Raw genomic sequence first — 17792 nt, forward strand, 5'->3', positions numbered from 1 at the left:
CCTGCAGCGGCTCTATGTCGTGGCCGCTCTCGCCTTTGCCGCCGCGCTCGTCTTCTTCTATCTCGAACATGGCGGCCCGGTCATGGCCGTGCTCGGCCTTGCCGCCGGCCTGTTCCTGATCCTGGGCGCCGTTGCCGACCTCTGGTATCGCGCCGGCATCGGCAAGGTGAAGGCCGATATCGCCTGGCGGCGGCTCACCGGCCTGCCGCGCTCGGCCTTCGGCACGGCGCTCGCCCATGCCGGGCTTGGCATCACCGTGCTCGGCATCGTCACCGTGACCACGTTTGCGACCGAGCATGTGATCGAGATGAAGCCCGGCCAGTCGGCGGAGGCCGGCGGCTACGGCATCGTCTTCGACGGCATGCAGCCGGCGACCGGCCCGAACTATACCGAGGACCGCGGCCATTTCTCGATCCGCCGCGGCGGCGCGCAAGTCGCCGATACCTGGTCGGCCAAGCGGCTCTATACCGCAAGGCAGATGCCGACGACGGAGGCCGGCATCCTGACCTTCGGCCTCAGCCAGCTCTATGTTTCGCTCGGCGACGCCACCCGTGACGGCGGCATCGTCGTGCGCATCTGGTGGAAGCCGTTCATCCTGTGCATCTGGGGCGGGGCGCTGGTCATGGCGCTCGGCGGCTTCGTCTCGCTCAGCGACCGGCGCCTGCGGGTCGGCGCCCCGAGCCGGAAGGCGAAGGCCAGGGCCGCAGCACCGACAATGGAGCCGGCGGAATGAGGAGCCTCCTCCAAATGTCGCGCCGTCTCTCCCGGCTCCTCATCATCCTGTTCGTCCTTTTCGCCCCAATGTCCGCCTTCGCCGTCAACCCGGACGAAGTGCTTGCCGACCCGGCCCTTGAAGCCCGGGCACGGGCGCTGTCGGCGGAGCTGCGCTGCATGGTCTGCCAGAACCAGTCGATCGACGATTCCAATGCCGACCTTGCCAGAGACCTGCGCCTTCTCGTGCGCGAGCGCATCACCGACGGCGATACGGACGAGGAGGTGCTGGACTATATCGTCTCGCGCTACGGCGAGTTCGTGCTCCTGAAGCCGCGCGTCAGCCTGCGCACGCTGCTGCTCTGGGGCGCGCCCCTGCTGCTGATCCTTGCCGGCGGCGTCTCCCTCATCGTCTTGCCCGCAAACGCGCCGGCAAGCCGACCGGCAGCAAGCTCACCGACGAAGAGCAGGCACGGCTTGCCGAGCTTCTGGATCCGACTCTGCGACTTTGACGGAGGTCAAGGCCCATTCGTCCCGGCCGCCCTACTCTCATGGAACAAGAGGTTTCCGGAAGGGGAGGCGGAGCTATGCAGGCCAAGGACATTATGACGAGCGACGTGGTTTCGATCAGCCCAGCGGCGGAGATCCGCCATGCCGTCGCGGTGATGATGCAGAACAATATCAGCGGGCTGCCTGTCGTTGAAGACGGGGGGCGGATCTGCGGGATTGTGACCGAAGGCGACCTCCTGCTGCGCCGGGAGATCCGGCTTGCGCCGCGTAGCGCGCGCCACGCGGAAGTTACGTCCGATGTCGATCTCGACCGCTACATTCGCGGCAACGGCTGGTCCGTCAGGGATATCATGTCACGCGATGTCATCGTCGCCGGTCCGGACAGCGAGGTTTCGGATATTGCCGAAAGCCTTGAGGTGCATCGCATCAAGCGCATCCCGATCGTCGAGGGCGGGCGGCTCGTCGGGATTGTCAGCCGGCGCGATATCCTCGCTTTGATAACGGACGCGCCGACGCTCAGATTGCCACGCGAGGATGACGCCATCCTCCTGGCGGTTCGCACGCGCCTGAAATACGATCTCGGCCTGACGCCGCAACGGATACGCGTATCCGTTCGCAACGGGCAGATCACGCTCGAAGGGAATTTGGAAAGCGATCTGCAGCGCCGTGCCGTGCTGGCGCTTGTCGAAAACCTCGGGTCGGGAGGCTGCCTTGATCGGTTGCAGATTGCCGCAGATCCGGGTCCGGAAGATCGGTCGCAGCGGACCTGAGCCCGGGCCGCAGCCCCGGCGCTTCCGATCGGCGGCCGGCGGCCAATGCTTGCCGGGCGCTGCACCGATGCCGGCCAACCTGCCTGAACGGCGTGCGGCCATCGCTATGGGCACGCCATAGGCACCCGGTCCATCAGCTCCGTTCGGACTGATCTCAAGGACAGCGTAGGGGCTGTTGCCGCGCGCGAGGACGGTGTTTCCGGCGAATTATCGCCCGTCAGCATGAGGGGCCGCGCGATGCCTGATCTTCGCGACGACCTCGACTTGCCGGCGATAGGCGCGGCCGCGAAACCAGATCGTCACGCTGATGGCGGTCATGGTGGCGAAGGCGACGGCATAGGCGGCCAGCACATATTCCTGATGTGTCATCTCAGTTTGCCCTTTCTGTTGCGGCCCGTGCGGCCAGGCGGTGATGCGACATGAGTTTTCGCCGCCAGATTTCGTTCCTGATCGAGGCGATGTGGAGGGTGAAAAAGAGTGCCGTAAAGGCCAGGCCCATGGTCAGCAGCGGGCGAAGGAATTCGATATCCAGGGCGGGGCCATCCAGCCTGAGCACGCTCGCCGGCTGGTGCAGCGTGTTCCACCAGTCGACAGAGAACTTGATGACGGGAATGTTGACGAAGCCCACGACAACGAGAACGGCCGTGACGCGCGCAGCGCGCGTCGGCTCGTCGATGGCACGGTTGATCGCCAGCAGTCCGAGATACATGAGGAAAAGCACGAACATCGAGGTCAGGCGCGCATCCCAGACCCACCAGGTGCCCCACATCGGCTTGCCCCAGATCGCGCCCGTCACAAGCGACACGAGGGTAAAGGCCGCACCGATTGGCGCCGCGGCGCGGGCGGCGACATCGGCCAGCGGATGGCGCCATACGAGAGAGCCGATGGCGTTTGCCGTCATCACCGCATAGCAGAACATTGCCATCCAGGCCGCCGGAACATGCACATACATGATCCTGACGGTCTCACCCTGCTGGTAGTCTCCGTCGGAGACGAAACTCAGATAGAGGCCGATGACGAAACAGAGGGCGGTGAGCGTCGAAAGGCCGGGCAATATCCGGTCGGCGAACGCCAGGAACCTGGCGGGCTGCGCAAGGCTGGCGATGTTGTCTTTGATGCGTCCGGCATAGGTCATGGCCTGCTCTAGCGCCCAACACCGCCAGATTAATTGACCCGGATCAAACTGCGGTCATGCGCCTCTCATTCGCTCGGCCGACATCAGGGTTCGAGGTAGGGGCAGCGAAGCCTTTCGCTGCATGTTGCTGAGACCTTGTGCCGCGGCAGCGCTCCGGCTCAACCGGTCGATAATTGATCGCGGTCAAAGACGATCGCCGCGCAATGTCAAAAAAAGGGGCATTCCAGTTCAGGAGACCCTCATCTTGATGATTGCCGCGCACGACCGAACCGCCGCTCCCCCTCCCGGCGCGATTGCGGGTTCCCACCCGCGCTCCGGGAAAAAGAAGCCGGCCGTTTCCGGCCTTCTCCGATTGCTGCCCCTGCTGCGGCCCCACCGGGGTCTTCTGCTGTGGGCGCTCGTCTCGTTGGCTGCTGCAGCCATGATCTCGCTTGCGCTGCCGATGGCGGTCCGCCGGATGATCGACCACGGATTCGGTCAGTCCGACGGCGGTTTCGTCAACAGCTATTTCCTGATGCTTCTTGCTCTTGCCGTCGCGCTCGCCATAACAAGCGCCTGCCGGTACTATTTCGTCACGACGCTTGGCGAACGCATCGTCAGCGACCTGCGTGTGAAAACCTTCCGGAACGTGACACGCCTGCCGGCCCGCTTTTTTGACGCCAACAAGTCCGGCGATATCGCATCCCGGCTGACGGCTGACGCTGCGCAGATCAAGTCCGCATTGAACCTTGCCGCGTCGGTGGCCCTGCGCAATTCGCTGCTGTGCCTGGGCGCTCTGGCGATGATGTTCGTCACGAGCCCGGGACTGTCCGCCATTACTTTGGGCGCCATCCCGCTCGTTGTTGCGCCGCTCGTTCTTTTCGGTCGCTCGGTTCGCAGAAAATCGCGGGCGGCGCAGGACACGCTTGCGATCGCGTCGGCCTTCGCCAGCGAGATGATCGCCGGCAGCCGAACGATGCAGGCTTTCAACGGAGAGGCGGCGGCGAGCGAGAGATATGCACGCGAGGTCGAGACCTCCTACCGCAGCGCCGTCCACGCCGCCCGCTCCCGCGCGCTGCTGACCGCCGTCGCCATTGCCCTCATTTTCGGAAGCGTCGTCGGGGTTCTCTGGATCGGCGCCCACAACCTGCTGTCCGGTACGCTTTCGGCCGGGAGCCTCAGCCAGTTCCTGCTTTATTCCGTCATTGCCGCTGGCTCGCTGGGCTCGCTCTCCGAAGTCTGGGGCGAACTGGCGCAGGCGGCAGGTTCGGCCGAACGCCTTTTCGAGCTGCTCGATGAAGATGGCGGCGAAAGCGAGCCGGTCTCGCAAACTGCGCTCAGTCGGCCCGCCGCAGGCGCAATCGAAATCCGGGACCTGCATTTCGCCTATCCGGGAGCCCCGGACAAGGAGGTCCTTGCGGGCCTGTCGATGAGTGTCCGGCCCGGAGAGACGGTGGCGCTTGTGGGCGCTTCCGGCTCCGGCAAGAGCACGATCTTCTCGCTGCTGCTCGGCTTCTACCCGAATTATTCCGGCCAGATCTCGCTCGATGGCTGCGATATCCGCACAACCGCGGCCTCGGCCGTTCGAGGCGAAATAGCCGTCGTGCCGCAGGACGTGACAATCTTTGCGACGACCATCGCGGAGAATATCGGCCTTGGACGCCCCGACGCCTCAGACGAAGAAATCGCGGCGGCTGCGGCCGCGGCACGGGCGCATGGATTTATCTCCGAACTGCCGGATGGCTATCGTAGCGTGGTCGGCGAGCGCGGTCTCACCCTGTCGGGCGGGCAGCGGCAAAGACTGGCGATCGCCCGCGCGGTCCTGAAGAACGCGCCGGTCCTTCTGCTGGACGAGGCCACGGCATCTCTCGACGCGGAAAACGAAATGCTCGTGCAGAAAGGGCTCGACGATCTGATGTGCAACCGCACGACGATCGTGATCGCGCATCGCCTTGCCACTGTGCTCAAGGCGGATCGAATCCTGGTGATCGACGGCGGGCGGGTGATCGAGGAGGGAACGCACGCCGCGCTGATCCGCCAGGGCGGAACCTATTCCAAGCTTGCCGAACTGCAGTTCGATCTCACGGAGGCGACGGCGCTCAAGGGGCACGCGGCATGAGCCTTGCGGCGACAGGTATCTGCGATGTGCACGCCTGTCGCTTGCTCCAGGGCTGGCCGGTCATTCCGCTGACCGGCCCGGAACCCAGGCTTTTCGGATATGAATAAGGTTGACAAGCAACCTTTTAGATGAGAACAAAAAGAGAACTATTGGGAAGGCGGTTATTCATGATACGTTTCGCGCCGAAGACTACTCCGGCAGTCAAAATTGCAAAGCCGAATACCGACATCGAGCTGGCGGATTCCATCGCCGCCGTCCAGAAAGTGGCCGACGACGCGAACAGGCAGGCCGATCCGGCGACGGGCGAACCTGCAGCAATATTACTCCTTGAGTTATCGGGGGAGCCCGCTCCAAAAGTCAGAAAGACGGGCTCCAGGAAGCGCAGAGAGGCTGGAAACCCGACGCGGCTTGAAACGGGCAACCGGGGTCATGATCGAAACGCCGGTGATTTGCTGCTCGACCTCTGACGACAGGTTTCCGGCACCAGTGCCGAAGGTTTGGCTGCGTCACGCCGCCGCCGCGGCGTGACTTGCGGTCAATTCCAGCTCGCAAAGCTCGTCGATGGTCTGGCGTCGGCGGATCAGCCGGGAATTTGCCCCGTCGATGAGATATTCGGCAGCGTGAAGCCGGCTGTTGTAGTTTGACGACATCGACGCGCCATAGGCGCCTGCCCCGTGGAAAACGAGAAAGTCGCCGACCTCGGCAGGAGGCAGCGGCCGCGTCTCGACCACGCCGTCGGCCCCTTGCGTGAATACGTCTCCCGATTCGCAGAGCGGTCCTGCTACGACAGTGGGGCGCGGTTCGGACGAGCTTAGGTCCCGGTCGTCGTGAGGCAGCACCGATATCCCGTGATAGCTGCCATAGAGGGCAGGGCGCATCAGGTCGTTGAAACCCGCATCCACGAGAGTGAAGTGATTTCGGCCAGCTTGTTTTGTCGCGCGGACCTCGGCCAGCAGTACACCGGCTTCTGCCACGAGGAAACGTCCAGGCTCGATCTCCAGGCGCACGGCATGGCCGAGCCTGCTTTCCGCCTGCCTGCGCACGCTGTCCCACAGGCTGAAATAATGCGCGGTATCGATTGCCTTGTCCCCGTCGCGATAGGGAACGGAAAGGCCACCGCCTGCCGATATCGCCTCGATGTCGTGATCCAGACTGTTGAGCAGGCCGGTCATCGCGTGACAGACCTGTTCGAGATGGCCGTAATCGACGCCGGAACCGATATGGAGATGAAGCCCGACGAGATGCAGGCGATAACGGCGGACCAGGTCGATGGCGTGGCCGAGTTCGGTATGCCAGATGCCGTGCTTGCTGTTTTCTCCGCCCGTATTTGTCTTGTTGCTGTGGCCGTGGCCGAAGCCGGGATTGACGCGCAGCCAGACGCGATGACCGGGCGAAAGCTGGCCGAGCTGGTGCAGCATGTCGATGGAGCCGGCATTGACTTCGACCTTGTCGTTGACGACGCGGCGCAGGGTGGGGCGGTCGAAAATGTCGGCGGTGTAGACGAGCCCTGCCGCGCCTGAAACGGTCGAACCGGCAGAAAATCCGGCCCGCTGCGCGCGCTCGATTTCACCAAGGGATACGGAGTCCACAAGCACGCCCGCCTCCCGCATGAGGGAGAGGATGTGGATGTTGGAGCACGCCTTCTGCGCATAGCGGATCACATCGAACGCCCCAAGCTGCCTTATCCGCTCGCGGATCGTCGAAGCGTCGTAAATCCACAAGGGCGTCCCGTATCGATGGGCGAGGGCAATAAGGTCATTGGCGGGGGTGAAGGGCATGGTACGGCTTATCCATAGGGCGACCCTTCGAACCGGGAGATCGTTTCAGCTGGGCAATGCGGTTTTCGCAAAAGGGTTGACCACGAAACCGGCCATATGAAAAATATCAATTTTTCCAGTCTGCATTCAATTCCGATATGAGGTGGCATGGCCGTTACCCTTCGGCATATCGAGGTCTTCAGGGCGGTGATGATGACGGGCAGCGTCACGGATGCGGCCGCGATGCTGAATACGTCACAACCGACAATCAGCCGCGAACTGGCGCGCTTCGAACATCTGATCCAGATGCAGCTTTTTGAGCGCATACGCGGCCGGCTGCGCCCGACCGCGCACGCTCTGCAATTGTTCGAGGAAGTGCAGCGCGCCTATTTCGGGCTGGATCGCATCCTCGATGCAGCGGCGTCGCTGCGCCAGTTCGAGCAGGGACAGCTTTCCATCGTATGCCTGCCGGTCTTTTCTCAATCGCTCCTGCCGCAGACATGCCGGCGTTTCATCGAGCGCTTCCCGAACGTGGGCGTCAGTATCGTTCCGCAGGAATCCCCTCTGCTGGAGGAATGGCTGTCGGCGCAACGTTATGACTTCGGGCTGACCGAGGTCGGCCACGCCCCTCAGGGCACGGAGGCGACCCCACTCATGACGCTCGACGAGATCTGCGTGTTGCCGGAGGCTCATCCGCTTCTGGCAAAGGCCGTTCTGTCGCCCGGCGATTTCGAAGGGCAATCCTTTGTCAGCCTGTCGGCGACGGACAGCTACAGGCAGCAGATTGATCAGATTTTTCGAAATGCCGGCATCGCCAGGCGCATGGTCGTCGAGACCCACAGCGCGGCATCCGTCTGCTCGATGGTGCGGGAGGGAATTGGCCTGGCCATCGTCAACCCCCTGACGGCCCTGGATTTTTCCGGCAACGGTGTTCACCTTCGCCGGCTGTCGTTCTCGGTCCCGTTTTCCGTCAACATCGTGCGGCCGATCCATCGGCCGCAGTCGCAACTGGTCGAGCTATTCGGGGGCGAACTGGCCCGGCAGGCCCGGCAGATCGAAACCCGGCTTGCCGCCCTCATTGGCCCTCGCTGACCGCCGACACCCTGTTGCACCTCGTCAGTTCAGCACCGGTTCTCCAGCGGTGATACGCTGCTCGCCTTCGTCAAACAGATGAACAGAATCGTGGAGCGGAGCGATGCGCAGAACATCGCCGGGGGCAGCTCTGATCCGCTCCCGGAACACGCAGCTGATCGTCTGCGCGCCAAGACGGGCGATCACCAATGTCTCGGACCCTGTCGGCTCGACAACGGCGGTCGTCACCTCGATGCCGTTGGGATCGAGCGTGATGTGTTCGGGGCGAATGCCGTAGGTGACGGCGCCGGACGGGTGCCGCTCGCTCGGCAGGACAAGCCCGTCTGCGGTCCGGAAACCTTCATTCGTCATGGTCCCCCTGATGAAGTTCATGGCGGGAGAGCCGATGAAGCCGGCAACGAAGAGGTTGTTCGGGCGATCGTAAAGTTCGAGCGGAGAACCGGATTGTTCGATCAGGCCGTCCTTCATCACGACGATCTTGTCCGCCATCGTCATCGCCTCGATCTGATCGTGGGTGACGTAGATCGTCGTGGTCTTCAGCCGCTGATGCAGTTCCTTGATCTCGGAGCGCATCTGCACGCGCAGCTTGGCATCCAGGTTCGACAGGGGCTCGTCGAACAGGAAGACGGCGGGATCGCGAACGATCGCGCGTCCCATGGCGACGCGCTGCCGCTGGCCGCCCGACAGCTGCTTCGGATAGCGCTCGAGAAGCGCCTCCAGCCCGAGGATCTTGGCGGCATTGCCGACGCGCCTGTCGATCTCGGTCTTCGGCATGCGCTTCAGCCGCAACGAGAAGCCCATATTCCTGGCGACCGTCATGTGCGGATAAAGCGCGTAGTTCTGGAACACCATGGCGATGTCGCGATCCTTCGGTGCCAGCTCGTTGACGATATGCGCGCCGATCTGGATCTCGCCGGAGCTAATGTCTTCCAGGCCGGCGATCATTCTGAGCAGGGTGGATTTGCCGCAGCCCGAGGGGCCGACCAGCACGACGAACTCGCCGTCGCGGATATCGACCGAAACGCCTTTGATGGCTTTGAACGCGCCGTAGTCCTTGCGCGCATTGTTCACTCTCACATGGGCCATTTCCGTCCTCCCGGGTCGCTCTCAAAGCTTGTCCAAGACGTTTCTGAGGTAGGCGAGCCCGAGGCGCTCACCTTCTTTTCTGGCCTCGAGATCCTTGCCCGGCCATCCGTAGGCGGCGTCTTCGTGTTCGATCGAAAGCGTGCCATCAAAGCCGCCGGCGCGGGCCTGGCGCAGGAAGCGGGGCCAGTCGAGCAGGCCCTGGCCCGGCAGCTTGTACTGCCACCAGCCCTTGCCGTGGTAGCCGACCGCCTGCTGGGCGGCTGCATCGATGGCCGTATCCTTGGCGTGGAGAATGGCGATGCGATCCTTGACCGCCTCCATCGCGGCATAGGGATCGACGCCGATGCGGATGAGGTGCGACGGGTCGAATTCGAGAGCGAAGCGCCGGTCGGGTATGCGCTTGAAGAGCTCCTGCCAGCCTTTCGGCGTGGTGCCGATGAAATTGTCCTTCGGCCCCGGCCAGTTTTCGATCGCGAAGGTGAGGCCGCCTGACGTCGTGCGGGCAATCAATCGGTTGGCGAAATCGGCGAAATCATCGTAGTTGGTCTCCTCGTCGGCACTGTCGTCGCGGCCGGGAAAAATCACGAAGATCGGCACTCCGGCGTCACCGATCGCCTCCGCAAATTCCTCCGTTCGGGTGCGAAGTTCGCCGCGCTTTGTGCGATCGGAATCGAGCTGGTTGCCGAAATAGGTAATCGAGGAGACGAAGAGGTTGCGGTCCCGGGCGAGTGCCACCGCAGCCCGCACCCTGTCCGGCGTCCTGATGTGGCCGCCGACGTCGATTTCGATCGCGTCGAAACCGGCCGACGCCGCAAAATCCACCACTTCCTCAAGTGGCCGGTCGTTGAATGTCGACGTATAAAAACCAATCCTCATCAAAATCCTCCCAGTGCCTTGCCGGCGGTTTCAATTGTTCAGGCGATCCATGAATTTGAGAGGCGAGCGGGTGCGCTGAACGGCGTCGGCCGATGCCAGCATCAGGGCCGCGGCCATCGGCATCGCTGCCGCACCGAGCGCCGAAGCGTCCTCGCCGAGCGAAGCGCGATGCAGCGAGGGCAAGGTGGTGTCTGCGGCCGTCAGATGTTCGTGAACGTAGCGCAGCAGCTCGTCGATCATGCGGATCGGCAATCGGCCGCCGATGATGATGGCGTCGGGATCGACGATCATGCCGATATGCTTGACGGCAACGGCAAGATGCGCGCTCATCTCCTTCAGCCATTTCGAAACGAGCGCCCTGCCATGCGCGTCAAGGGCCAGCAGGTCCTGGGGCACGCTTGCGCGGATGCCGTGTTCGGCCAGGAATTTGTAGAGGAAGAAGATCGTCACCATCTCGCCCAGAAGATCGACCTTCGGTGCCGCCTTGTCCCGATCGTCGGCGATCGGCAGCCAGCCGATTTCGCCGCTGAGCGCCATGGCGCCGCGATGGCCGTTGCCGTCGAGCACGAGGCCTCCGCCAAGGCAGGCGTTGATGGCGATGTAAAAGAAGCTGCGGCTTTCCGACCCGAGGCCGTAATCCAGTTCCGCAAGTGCCGCGGCATTGGTCTCGTTCTCGATGAAGACCGGGTGCTGCGTCAGGTTTTCCAGCGCTGCGCGGACGTCGAATTCCATCCATTCCGAGTAGTCGTCGGGCATGCCGAGGAAGCTGATCTCGCCGAGCCAGTCCGGCATGGCGAGCCCGATGCCGGCCAGATGCGCGTCGTCGATCAGGCGGCTTCGCTGGAAGTGCGAGATCGCATCGGCCGTCAGCTGCATGAATTCGGCCGGCCGCACATAGCGCTTTTCGTGGTGCACGCGGGCACGCACGTTGCCGACCGCATCGACGGCGACAATCGTCAGATGGTCGCGATCGATGTTGATGCCGATTGCGTAGAATGCATCGGGGTTGATCTCGAGCTCGATTGCCGGCTGGCCCCGGAGCCCATGGCGCCGGCGCGCCTCGATGATCAGGCCCTCGTCGAGCAGGCGGTCCACGATGCGGGCGATCGCCGGTTTGGTAAAGCCGGTCTGCCGGGCAATCTCGGCACGCGAGATCGGCGCCTGCCGATGGATGCAGCGCAGAACGACGGCTCTGTTGTGTTCGCCCGCATCCTCGACATTGGCCCCCGTCAGGTCGGGAGACAGTCTGGCGCCGGTCGTCTGGTTCATGGTCGGGATCCTCCATCTGCCACGCACATGCAAGCCGGCCTCATCCTTTCACTGCGCCGCTGGTCATGGCACCAAGGATCAGCCGCTGGAGCGACAGGAAGGCCACGATCGCCGGCACGACGGAGATCAGGCAGGCGGCCGCAAGCAGCTGGATGGACGAGTCGGTCTGCATGCCACGGAAGTTAAAGATCCCGACGCCGATCGGCATCAGATTGTTTTGCGTGAGCAGCAGAAAAGGCACGAGGAACTGCGACCAGCCGGCAATCACGGTGATGATGAAGACGGAAGCGATGCCCGGCGCCGAAAGCGGCAGGACGATCCGCCAGAAGACCGAGAACCGGTTGCAGCCGTCGATCATGGCTGCCTCGTCGAGGCTGCGCGGAATGCCGTCTATCGTGCTTTTCAGCAGCCAGGTCGCAAGCGGCACGCCGAGCGCGATATAGACCATCGTGACGGCGAAATGCGTGTCGAGCAGGCCAAGACGGTTCATGTAGCGGTAGAGCGGCACCATGATGACCAGCGGCGAGATCATCTGGAACAGCAGGAGCCCCATCATCGACAGGCCCTTGCCGCGGAACTGGAAGCGGGAAAATGCATAAGCCGCAGGCAGGGCGACGATCAGCACGCCGAAACCGCTGAAGGCAGCAAGCTTCAGCCCGTTCCAGAGATAGATCGGGAAGTAGCTGTTGTTGAGCACGGTGACGAAGTTGTCGATGGTCGGATTGTGCGGGATGTAGCGCGCCACGCCGCGATAGATTTCCCGCCTGTCGCGCAAGGCCATCGACAGGAGATAGGAGAGGGGGCCGGCGAAGAAGATGAACATCGCCAGCATGAAGAGGTAGCTCAGGAAGTCGCCGAAGCGCGTGCCGGTGCGCCTGCTCATTGCTCCTCCTCCTTCGGCAGGAACGATGCGTAAACGAAGGCAAGCCCTAGGCTGATGATCAGCATCAGCACGGAGAGCACGCTGCCGCCGGAAAGATCGTAATTGCGGAAGACGATATTGAACACGTAAAGCGAGATCACCTCGGTCGCCCGCCCCGGACCGCCGCCGGTCAGCGTGATGATCGCGTCGAAAGTGTTGAGCGTCATGATCGTGATGAGGATCATGTTGACCAGCATGGCGGCGCGCAGCTGCGGGAGAGTGATGAAGAGGAACTGTTGCGAACCTGTCGCGCCGTCGACATCCGCCGCCTCGTAAAGGGACGGGTCGATCGATTTTAGGGCTGCGTACATGACCACCATCGAGAAGGCCGTGCCGCGCCAGATATTGGAGATCAGCGCCGACCACGGCGCGATCGCCGGATCGGATAGCCAGGCGACCGTCGGCAGGTGCATGAGCCGCAAGATGCTGTTCAACGCCCCGTAGGGGGCTTCGGAAAACAGCATCTGCCAGATGATGCCGCCGGCAATGCCGGGCACGACCCAGGCAACGAGCGCCGTGGTGCGCAGGATCGTCGTGCCGAACAGGCCGCGTTTTTCGCCTCTGATGACAACGACGGCAACGGCGAGACCGAATATCTGCTGTCCGATGACGCTGCCGCCCACGAAGATGAGCGTGGCCCATAGGATGTCGGGCAGCTGCGGCGAACTCAGCGCGTTCGAGATCGTGCCGAGCGTATAGACCGGATTGTCGCCGATCAGGGTCGCATTGGTGAACGACAGGCGGAACACGTCGATCACGGGATAGAGATAGAAGATGCCGATGACGATGATCACGGGCATGATCCAGGGCAAGGGTGCCCCGGCAAAACGGCGCATGAACGATCTGCTGTGAGGCGGGCTGGCAGCCTCGATGGCGATGGGGCTCATTGGGCTTCTCTGTCCGGGTTTGACATGACCGGCGACGCCCGTCATGGGCGCCGCCGCAATCTCAATCGTTAGAGACGCTTGTATGCCTCCATCGTCGCGTTGAACGCCGCGTCCAGAGCCTCTTCCGGCTTCTTGGTGCCGGACAGGACATCGCCCATCATGATCTGGATCTGGTTGGAGATTTCCGGATAGATCGGAGCGCCCGGACGGGCCTGGCCGTTGACGAGAGCTGCGGCAAAGGTCTTGTTGGCCTCGGTTGCGAAGACATCATATTTGTCGAAGAGCGACTTGCGCGTCGGCAGCTGCTGCTGCAGCGCATTGGCCGGCCCCATATAGACTTCGCGGGCAAGATTGGCGCACATCTCCACCTTGTCCTTGTCCTTGCTGAACGAGGCGATCGTCCATCCGCCGGTGCCGGTGGAGCGCTGGTCTGCGGTCGGGCCGGGGATCGGCGAGAAAGTCCAGTTCTTGAACTCGTCTTCGTCGAGCGTGACCTTCAGCTGGGCATATTGCCAGTTGCCGCCGATGAAGAGAGCGGTGGTTCCGGCAGCTGCCGCGGCGTTGAGGTCGTCATAGTTTCCGATGGTCGTCACGCGCTTGGGTGCGGCACCGGAATCGACCAGATCCTTGTAGTAATTCAGGGCCTTCAGGAATTTCGCCTTGTTTTCGACCTCGCCGAAGATGGGCTTGCCGGAATCGTCGACGAGCTTGCCGCCGAGCGCCCAATAGTTGGCCAGCCAGTCGAAGGTGGAGCCTTCGTAGCGGCCGGCGTTGAAGAGGATGCCTTCCATGCCCTGTTCGACGGAGGAAAGCCCGGCCTTCTTCAGGTCGTCCCAGGTCTGCGGCGCGTCGGCAACGATGGATTTGTTGCGGTAGAGAACACGAAGGTCCGTGTCCCACCACCATGCACGGATCGTCTGGTCCTTGTCGGTGATGCCGTTGCGGATGAAGGGGAAGAGGTCGGCGATTTCCTCCTTCGAGAAATAGGGCGTGAAGTCGGCGAGCACATGGTTGACCATGAACTGCGAGAGCACGAAGGAGTCGACCGCAGCACAATCCGGAGCGTTGCCGGCCTTGGCCTGCTCCAGCATCTTGGCCTGTTCGGTGCCGATATCGGCCGACATGAACTGCATCTGCAGTTTCCAGTCGGGATGCTTCTTGATGAACTCGACGAAGAGCTTCTGGTAGCCTTCGGCGATTGCCGGGTCGGCATTGTTGGGGCTGTCGTTGGTGAGCCGGACGACCAGGGTTTTCGGGGCGTCGGCAGCCCCGATCCTGTCCTTTGTCGCGAGCTCCTGGGCAAATGCGGCAGGCACTGAAAATAACATTGTGCTCAGCGCTAACGCGCTGATGAACGCTCTCTTCATGATGGGTCTCCTCCCCATTTTAAACGGATACAGCCTGGTGGTCGGTTGACCTCTCCTCATTTCCATGCTGCATTAATTAGATTAAGTTACTTTGATTTGATGTCAAGCCGCAGCTTGGGAGGAATGAGATGCTGGCGACATTCAACACAAGTTAGCGAACCGCAGCCGCACGTCCCGATCACAAGAGAATCGAGCCATTTCGGGCACCCGCAATGGCACGGTGAGGTTTTGCCTCGGCTACGTGAGGATAGCCGAACCTGACATCCATGGAGGATCAGATGCGTTTACTCATTCTCGGCACTGGTGGAATGGCCAACCAACATGCCGCAAATTTCAAGGCGATCGAAGGCGTCAGCGTGGTGGGCGGGGTCGATGTCGTGCCCGAACGGCTGGCAGCCTTTTGCTCCGAACACGGGATCCCGAACCACTTCGGCTCGCTCGAGGAGGCGCTGGCCTGGGGCGAGTTCGACGCCGTCGCCAACGTCACGCCCGACCGCATTCACCACCCGACGACGCTTCAGGCGATCGCGGCGGGAAAGCATGTGTTCTGCGAAAAGCCGCTGGCGACCGATGCCGTCAAGGCGATGGAAATGACCGATGCAATCGAGAAAGCCGGCAAGGTCGGCATGGTCAACTTCACCTATCGCAATTCGCCCGCCCTGCAGAAGGGCCGGCAGATGGTGCTCGCCGGCGAGATCGGCGCGGTCAGGCATGTCGAGGCGTCACATCTGCAGAGCTGGCTCGTCGGCCGTCATTGGGGCGATTGGAAAACCGAGAGCAAATGGCTGTGGCGCCTCAGCAAGAAACACGGCTCGAATGGCGCGCTTGGCGATATCGGCATCCATATCGTCGATTTCGCGTCCTACGGTTCGGGGCTGGACGTCGCCCATGTCTTTGCCCGGCTCAAGACATTCAACAAGGCGCCGGGTGACAAGATCGGCGAATATGACCTGGACGCGAATGACAGTTTCACCATGAATGTCGATTTCACCACAGGGGCGATCGGCACAATCCAGGCGACGCGCACCGCCGCAGGCCAGATGGATCAGCTGCGTCTCCGGGTCTATGGCGAAACCGGCTCGATCGAGATGATCTACGACACCGGAAAATCGACGCTTCGCGCCTGCCTCGGCGAAGACGTTCACACCGCCACATGGCGCGATATTCCCTTCGATCCCGTCGAGACCAACTACCAGCGCTTCGTGCAGGCTGTCAGGGCGGGCAAGACGCAGGAACCCTCGTTCCGTCGCGCGGCGAATATCCAGAAGGTGCTCGACAAGGCACTGGCCTCCGATATCAGCCACGCCGACGAGGCGCTTGTCTGATCGGATACTCGGGCGTCAGGCAGAGACCGGCGGCAGCAGGGTGTTGAGGAAGGGCAGCAAGGCCGCCCCCAGCGCCACGCCGCCGCCGCTGAAGCTTGCCGGTTTCATCGGCGAAATCCATGGTGTCAGGAAAGGTCGCTTGGATGTGTCGCGCCGTTCGACGGAAAGCTGGTGGATCAGCGCTTCGATGACGCTTCGCGGCAGGTCGCTGCCGATCATGATGACACCAGGGGCAATGAAACCGGCCATGGCGATGATCGGGTCGAGAAGGTGGCTGGCCGCGTCGCGGATCCACTGCGTCAACTGGGGGGAAGACGGTTCCGCGCCCGCAATGAGGCGCCGGAACTCCTCGTCGCTGATCAGGGCGCGCAGGGCGCCGAAGCCGACCACGCTGTTCAGCCGGACATTGTCGGGACCGGTCAGCATCTCGCCGATACTGCCGGCGCGTCCGTGAACGCCGGAATAGGGGATGCCGCGAACGAGGAAGCCGGCCTGGACGTCTTCGTCGATGATGATCATTGCCAGCCCGCCTTCGGGCGCGGGCGCGCCGATGGTGCGCTCGGCAAGCAGGCTTGCGGTGCACTCGTTCTCCACATGTATGCGTGCAAGCGTCGAGGTCGCGTCGAGTTCCTCGCCTTCCTGTGGGGTCCAATCGTTGGACCCAATCCCCAGGCCGATGATCGGCAGGCCGGCATGACGGCTCGCCATGGCCTGGGTGGCCGAGACGATTGACGGCACTCTCGCGGTCGGGGAAAGCGGAAAATATTCGCGATCATGGACCTGGCCGCTGAGATCGATCAGCACGGCTTCGCCCCTGCTCTGGCGGACCCTGACGCCGATCGAGAACGCACCATCCGGGCGCAAGGCGAATTCGGCGGCGGTTGCGCCGCTGCCCGCGCCGTTGCGGCGGTGCGACGTCACCAGGCCTTCATCGCTGAGCCGGCGCAGAATATTGGTGATGCCAGGGCCGGTAAGGCCCGAGTGCTGGCCGAGCTCCATACGGGTCAAAGGGCCGTGCCGGCGGATGGCTTCCAGGATGACGCGGATATTTCTGTCGGCGATTTCTCCCGATCGCAGACCGATTGTCTTACCCCGCGTAACAGCCGTTTCCTCTGCCTGACGTCGCCGCGGCCCGGATCGAAGATACCGCATTATCGTCTTCCCTCAGCACCATGACGCTTGTGTATCACAGGGTGTCGACGCCCCTAACCGTTTTCATTTTTGGAAGATAAGCCATTAATTCTATTGGGGCACAAATCGAAGTCTCCCGGACACATTTTCCAAATGTCCCCATAAGTCGTTTGCAAAAAACTACCATCCGGACACGCGATACAAAAAGCCCGCCACTGTCGGGTTTTCTTTAAAGCAGATTTTCAGACTGTAGATCGGTTTTCGAGACGCGGGCATCTGGCACCCCATGCGCAATCATTCGCGGCGGAGCCGATGCGGGGCTTCGGCTCGATCGGCATGCCTGGAGATCGATTGCGGCGACGTTGCTGGCAGGTGTGCGCGGTGTCATCACTCTTCTGGGCGCGTTCGCATTGCCTCTCGTTCTCGACAACGGCGCTCCCCTTCCAGCGCGAGATCTGGCGATCCCTGTCGCTGCCGCGCGTCGTCTTGTCGCTCATCATCGCCAATCTCGGGAGACGGGGATAAATGAGCCCAGTTGGGGGGGGCGATCATGCAAGATCGTACGTTGGAGACGCACGCGCAGGATCGACCAAACGGATGGCGGCGGCCGTCGGCGAGGGAGCCGCGGTTATCTGTCAAATTCAGCAGGCGCTGAAGTTTCTCGACGTCGTGACATGATTTTTTGTTGACCTCGACCGACCGGGCCGATCGAAGAAATCTGCTTAAGCGAAATATTCCTGGGAATATAACGAATTGCATGCAGCCGGCTGTCCTGATAGGGATCGGCATCTTCATCAGGGGAAAATGAATGCTAGCTCGCCTCGTTTCCATTGCGAAAATCGCAGTCGCCGCCGGT

At 62.4% G+C, this 17792-nt stretch carries 16 protein-coding genes and 1 pseudogene; 7 read left to right on the top strand and 10 right to left on the bottom strand.

The window, feature by feature from the left end; genetic code table 11:
• From ACFPWW_RS12405 to ACFPWW_RS12415, 3 genes and pseudogenes are all read left to right on the top strand, one after another.
• A partial coding sequence (locus ACFPWW_RS12405; protein WP_377311859.1) for a cytochrome c-type biogenesis CcmF C-terminal domain-containing protein occupies positions 1-733 on the top strand: 733 nt, incomplete at its 5' end.
• 14 nt (positions 734-747) lie between these two features.
• A pseudogene (locus tag ACFPWW_RS12410) lies at positions 748-1223 on the top strand (cytochrome c-type biogenesis protein CcmH).
• 75 nt (positions 1224-1298) lie between these two features.
• Complete coding sequence (locus tag ACFPWW_RS12415; RefSeq protein WP_377311861.1) at positions 1299-1991, top strand: CBS domain-containing protein; 693 nt, start codon at positions 1299-1301, stop codon at positions 1989-1991.
• A gap of 207 nt (positions 1992-2198) precedes the next feature.
• Here the strand turns inward: ACFPWW_RS12415 and ACFPWW_RS12420 are convergent, their stop codons facing one another.
• Positions 2199-2360, bottom strand: a complete 162-nt coding sequence (locus ACFPWW_RS12420) for a heme exporter protein CcmD (RefSeq protein ID WP_377311862.1) — start codon at positions 2358-2360, stop codon at positions 2199-2201.
• 1 nt (position 2361) lies between these two features.
• Positions 2362-3126 (bottom strand): heme ABC transporter permease, encoded by a 765-nt coding sequence (locus ACFPWW_RS12425; protein WP_377311864.1) that lies wholly within the window; start codon positions 3124-3126, stop codon positions 2362-2364.
• A gap of 247 nt (positions 3127-3373) precedes the next feature.
• On the opposite strand from ACFPWW_RS12425, the gene ACFPWW_RS12430 reads away from it, so the two are divergent.
• Positions 3374-5224 (top strand): ABC transporter transmembrane domain-containing protein, encoded by a 1851-nt coding sequence (locus ACFPWW_RS12430; RefSeq protein WP_377311943.1) that lies wholly within the window; start codon positions 3374-3376, stop codon positions 5222-5224.
• Positions 5225-5391: 167 nt separating this feature from the next.
• Positions 5392-5691 (top strand): hypothetical protein, encoded by a 300-nt coding sequence (locus ACFPWW_RS12435; RefSeq protein WP_113500131.1) that lies wholly within the window; start codon positions 5392-5394, stop codon positions 5689-5691.
• 39 nt (positions 5692-5730) lie between these two features.
• On the opposite strand, the gene lysA is transcribed toward ACFPWW_RS12435, so the two are convergent.
• On the bottom strand, positions 5731-7002 hold the full coding sequence (gene lysA, locus ACFPWW_RS12440; RefSeq protein WP_377311865.1) for a diaminopimelate decarboxylase: 1272 nt from the start codon (positions 7000-7002) through the stop codon (positions 5731-5733).
• Positions 7003-7149: 147 nt separating this feature from the next.
• Between lysA and ACFPWW_RS12445 the strand changes: the two genes are divergently transcribed.
• Positions 7150-8073, top strand: a complete 924-nt coding sequence (locus ACFPWW_RS12445) for a LysR family transcriptional regulator (protein WP_377311866.1) — start codon at positions 7150-7152, stop codon at positions 8071-8073.
• A gap of 24 nt (positions 8074-8097) precedes the next feature.
• On the opposite strand, the gene ACFPWW_RS12450 is transcribed toward ACFPWW_RS12445, so the two are convergent.
• From ACFPWW_RS12450 to ACFPWW_RS12475, 6 genes are all read right to left on the bottom strand, one after another.
• The gene (locus ACFPWW_RS12450) at positions 8098-9159 is read right to left on the bottom strand and encodes an ABC transporter ATP-binding protein (protein ID WP_112706089.1); all 1062 of its coding nucleotides are present in this window, start codon (positions 9157-9159) and stop codon (positions 8098-8100) included.
• 21 nt (positions 9160-9180) lie between these two features.
• Positions 9181-10035: a sugar phosphate isomerase/epimerase family protein gene (locus ACFPWW_RS12455; protein ID WP_377311867.1), complete on the bottom strand. Its 855-nt coding sequence runs from the start codon at positions 10033-10035 to the stop codon at positions 9181-9183.
• Between the two features lie 30 nt (positions 10036-10065).
• The gene (locus ACFPWW_RS12460; RefSeq protein WP_112573249.1) at positions 10066-11304 is read right to left on the bottom strand and encodes an ROK family transcriptional regulator; all 1239 of its coding nucleotides are present in this window, start codon (positions 11302-11304) and stop codon (positions 10066-10068) included.
• A gap of 40 nt (positions 11305-11344) precedes the next feature.
• Positions 11345-12187, bottom strand: a complete 843-nt coding sequence (locus tag ACFPWW_RS12465) for a carbohydrate ABC transporter permease (RefSeq protein WP_112573247.1) — start codon at positions 12185-12187, stop codon at positions 11345-11347.
• Positions 12184-13113, bottom strand: a complete 930-nt coding sequence (locus tag ACFPWW_RS12470) for a carbohydrate ABC transporter permease (protein ID WP_112573244.1) — start codon at positions 13111-13113, stop codon at positions 12184-12186. The genes ACFPWW_RS12465 and ACFPWW_RS12470 overlap by 4 nt, the downstream gene beginning before the upstream one ends.
• A gap of 68 nt (positions 13114-13181) precedes the next feature.
• Positions 13182-14480, bottom strand: a complete 1299-nt coding sequence (locus tag ACFPWW_RS12475) for an extracellular solute-binding protein (RefSeq protein WP_377311868.1) — start codon at positions 14478-14480, stop codon at positions 13182-13184.
• A 278-nt stretch (positions 14481-14758) separates the two neighbouring features.
• On the opposite strand from ACFPWW_RS12475, the gene ACFPWW_RS12480 reads away from it, so the two are divergent.
• Positions 14759-15805 (top strand): Gfo/Idh/MocA family protein, encoded by a 1047-nt coding sequence (locus tag ACFPWW_RS12480; RefSeq protein ID WP_112706096.1) that lies wholly within the window; start codon positions 14759-14761, stop codon positions 15803-15805.
• A gap of 15 nt (positions 15806-15820) precedes the next feature.
• Here the strand turns inward: ACFPWW_RS12480 and ACFPWW_RS12485 are convergent, their stop codons facing one another.
• The gene (locus tag ACFPWW_RS12485) at positions 15821-16957 is read right to left on the bottom strand and encodes an ROK family transcriptional regulator (protein ID WP_377311869.1); all 1137 of its coding nucleotides are present in this window, start codon (positions 16955-16957) and stop codon (positions 15821-15823) included.
• Between the last annotated feature and the right edge of the window lie 835 nt (positions 16958-17792).

Origin of the sequence: Rhizobium sp. GCM10022189 (genome assembly GCF_042656325.1) — a bacterium.
Taxonomy (GTDB): domain Bacteria; phylum Pseudomonadota; class Alphaproteobacteria; order Rhizobiales; family Rhizobiaceae; genus Rhizobium.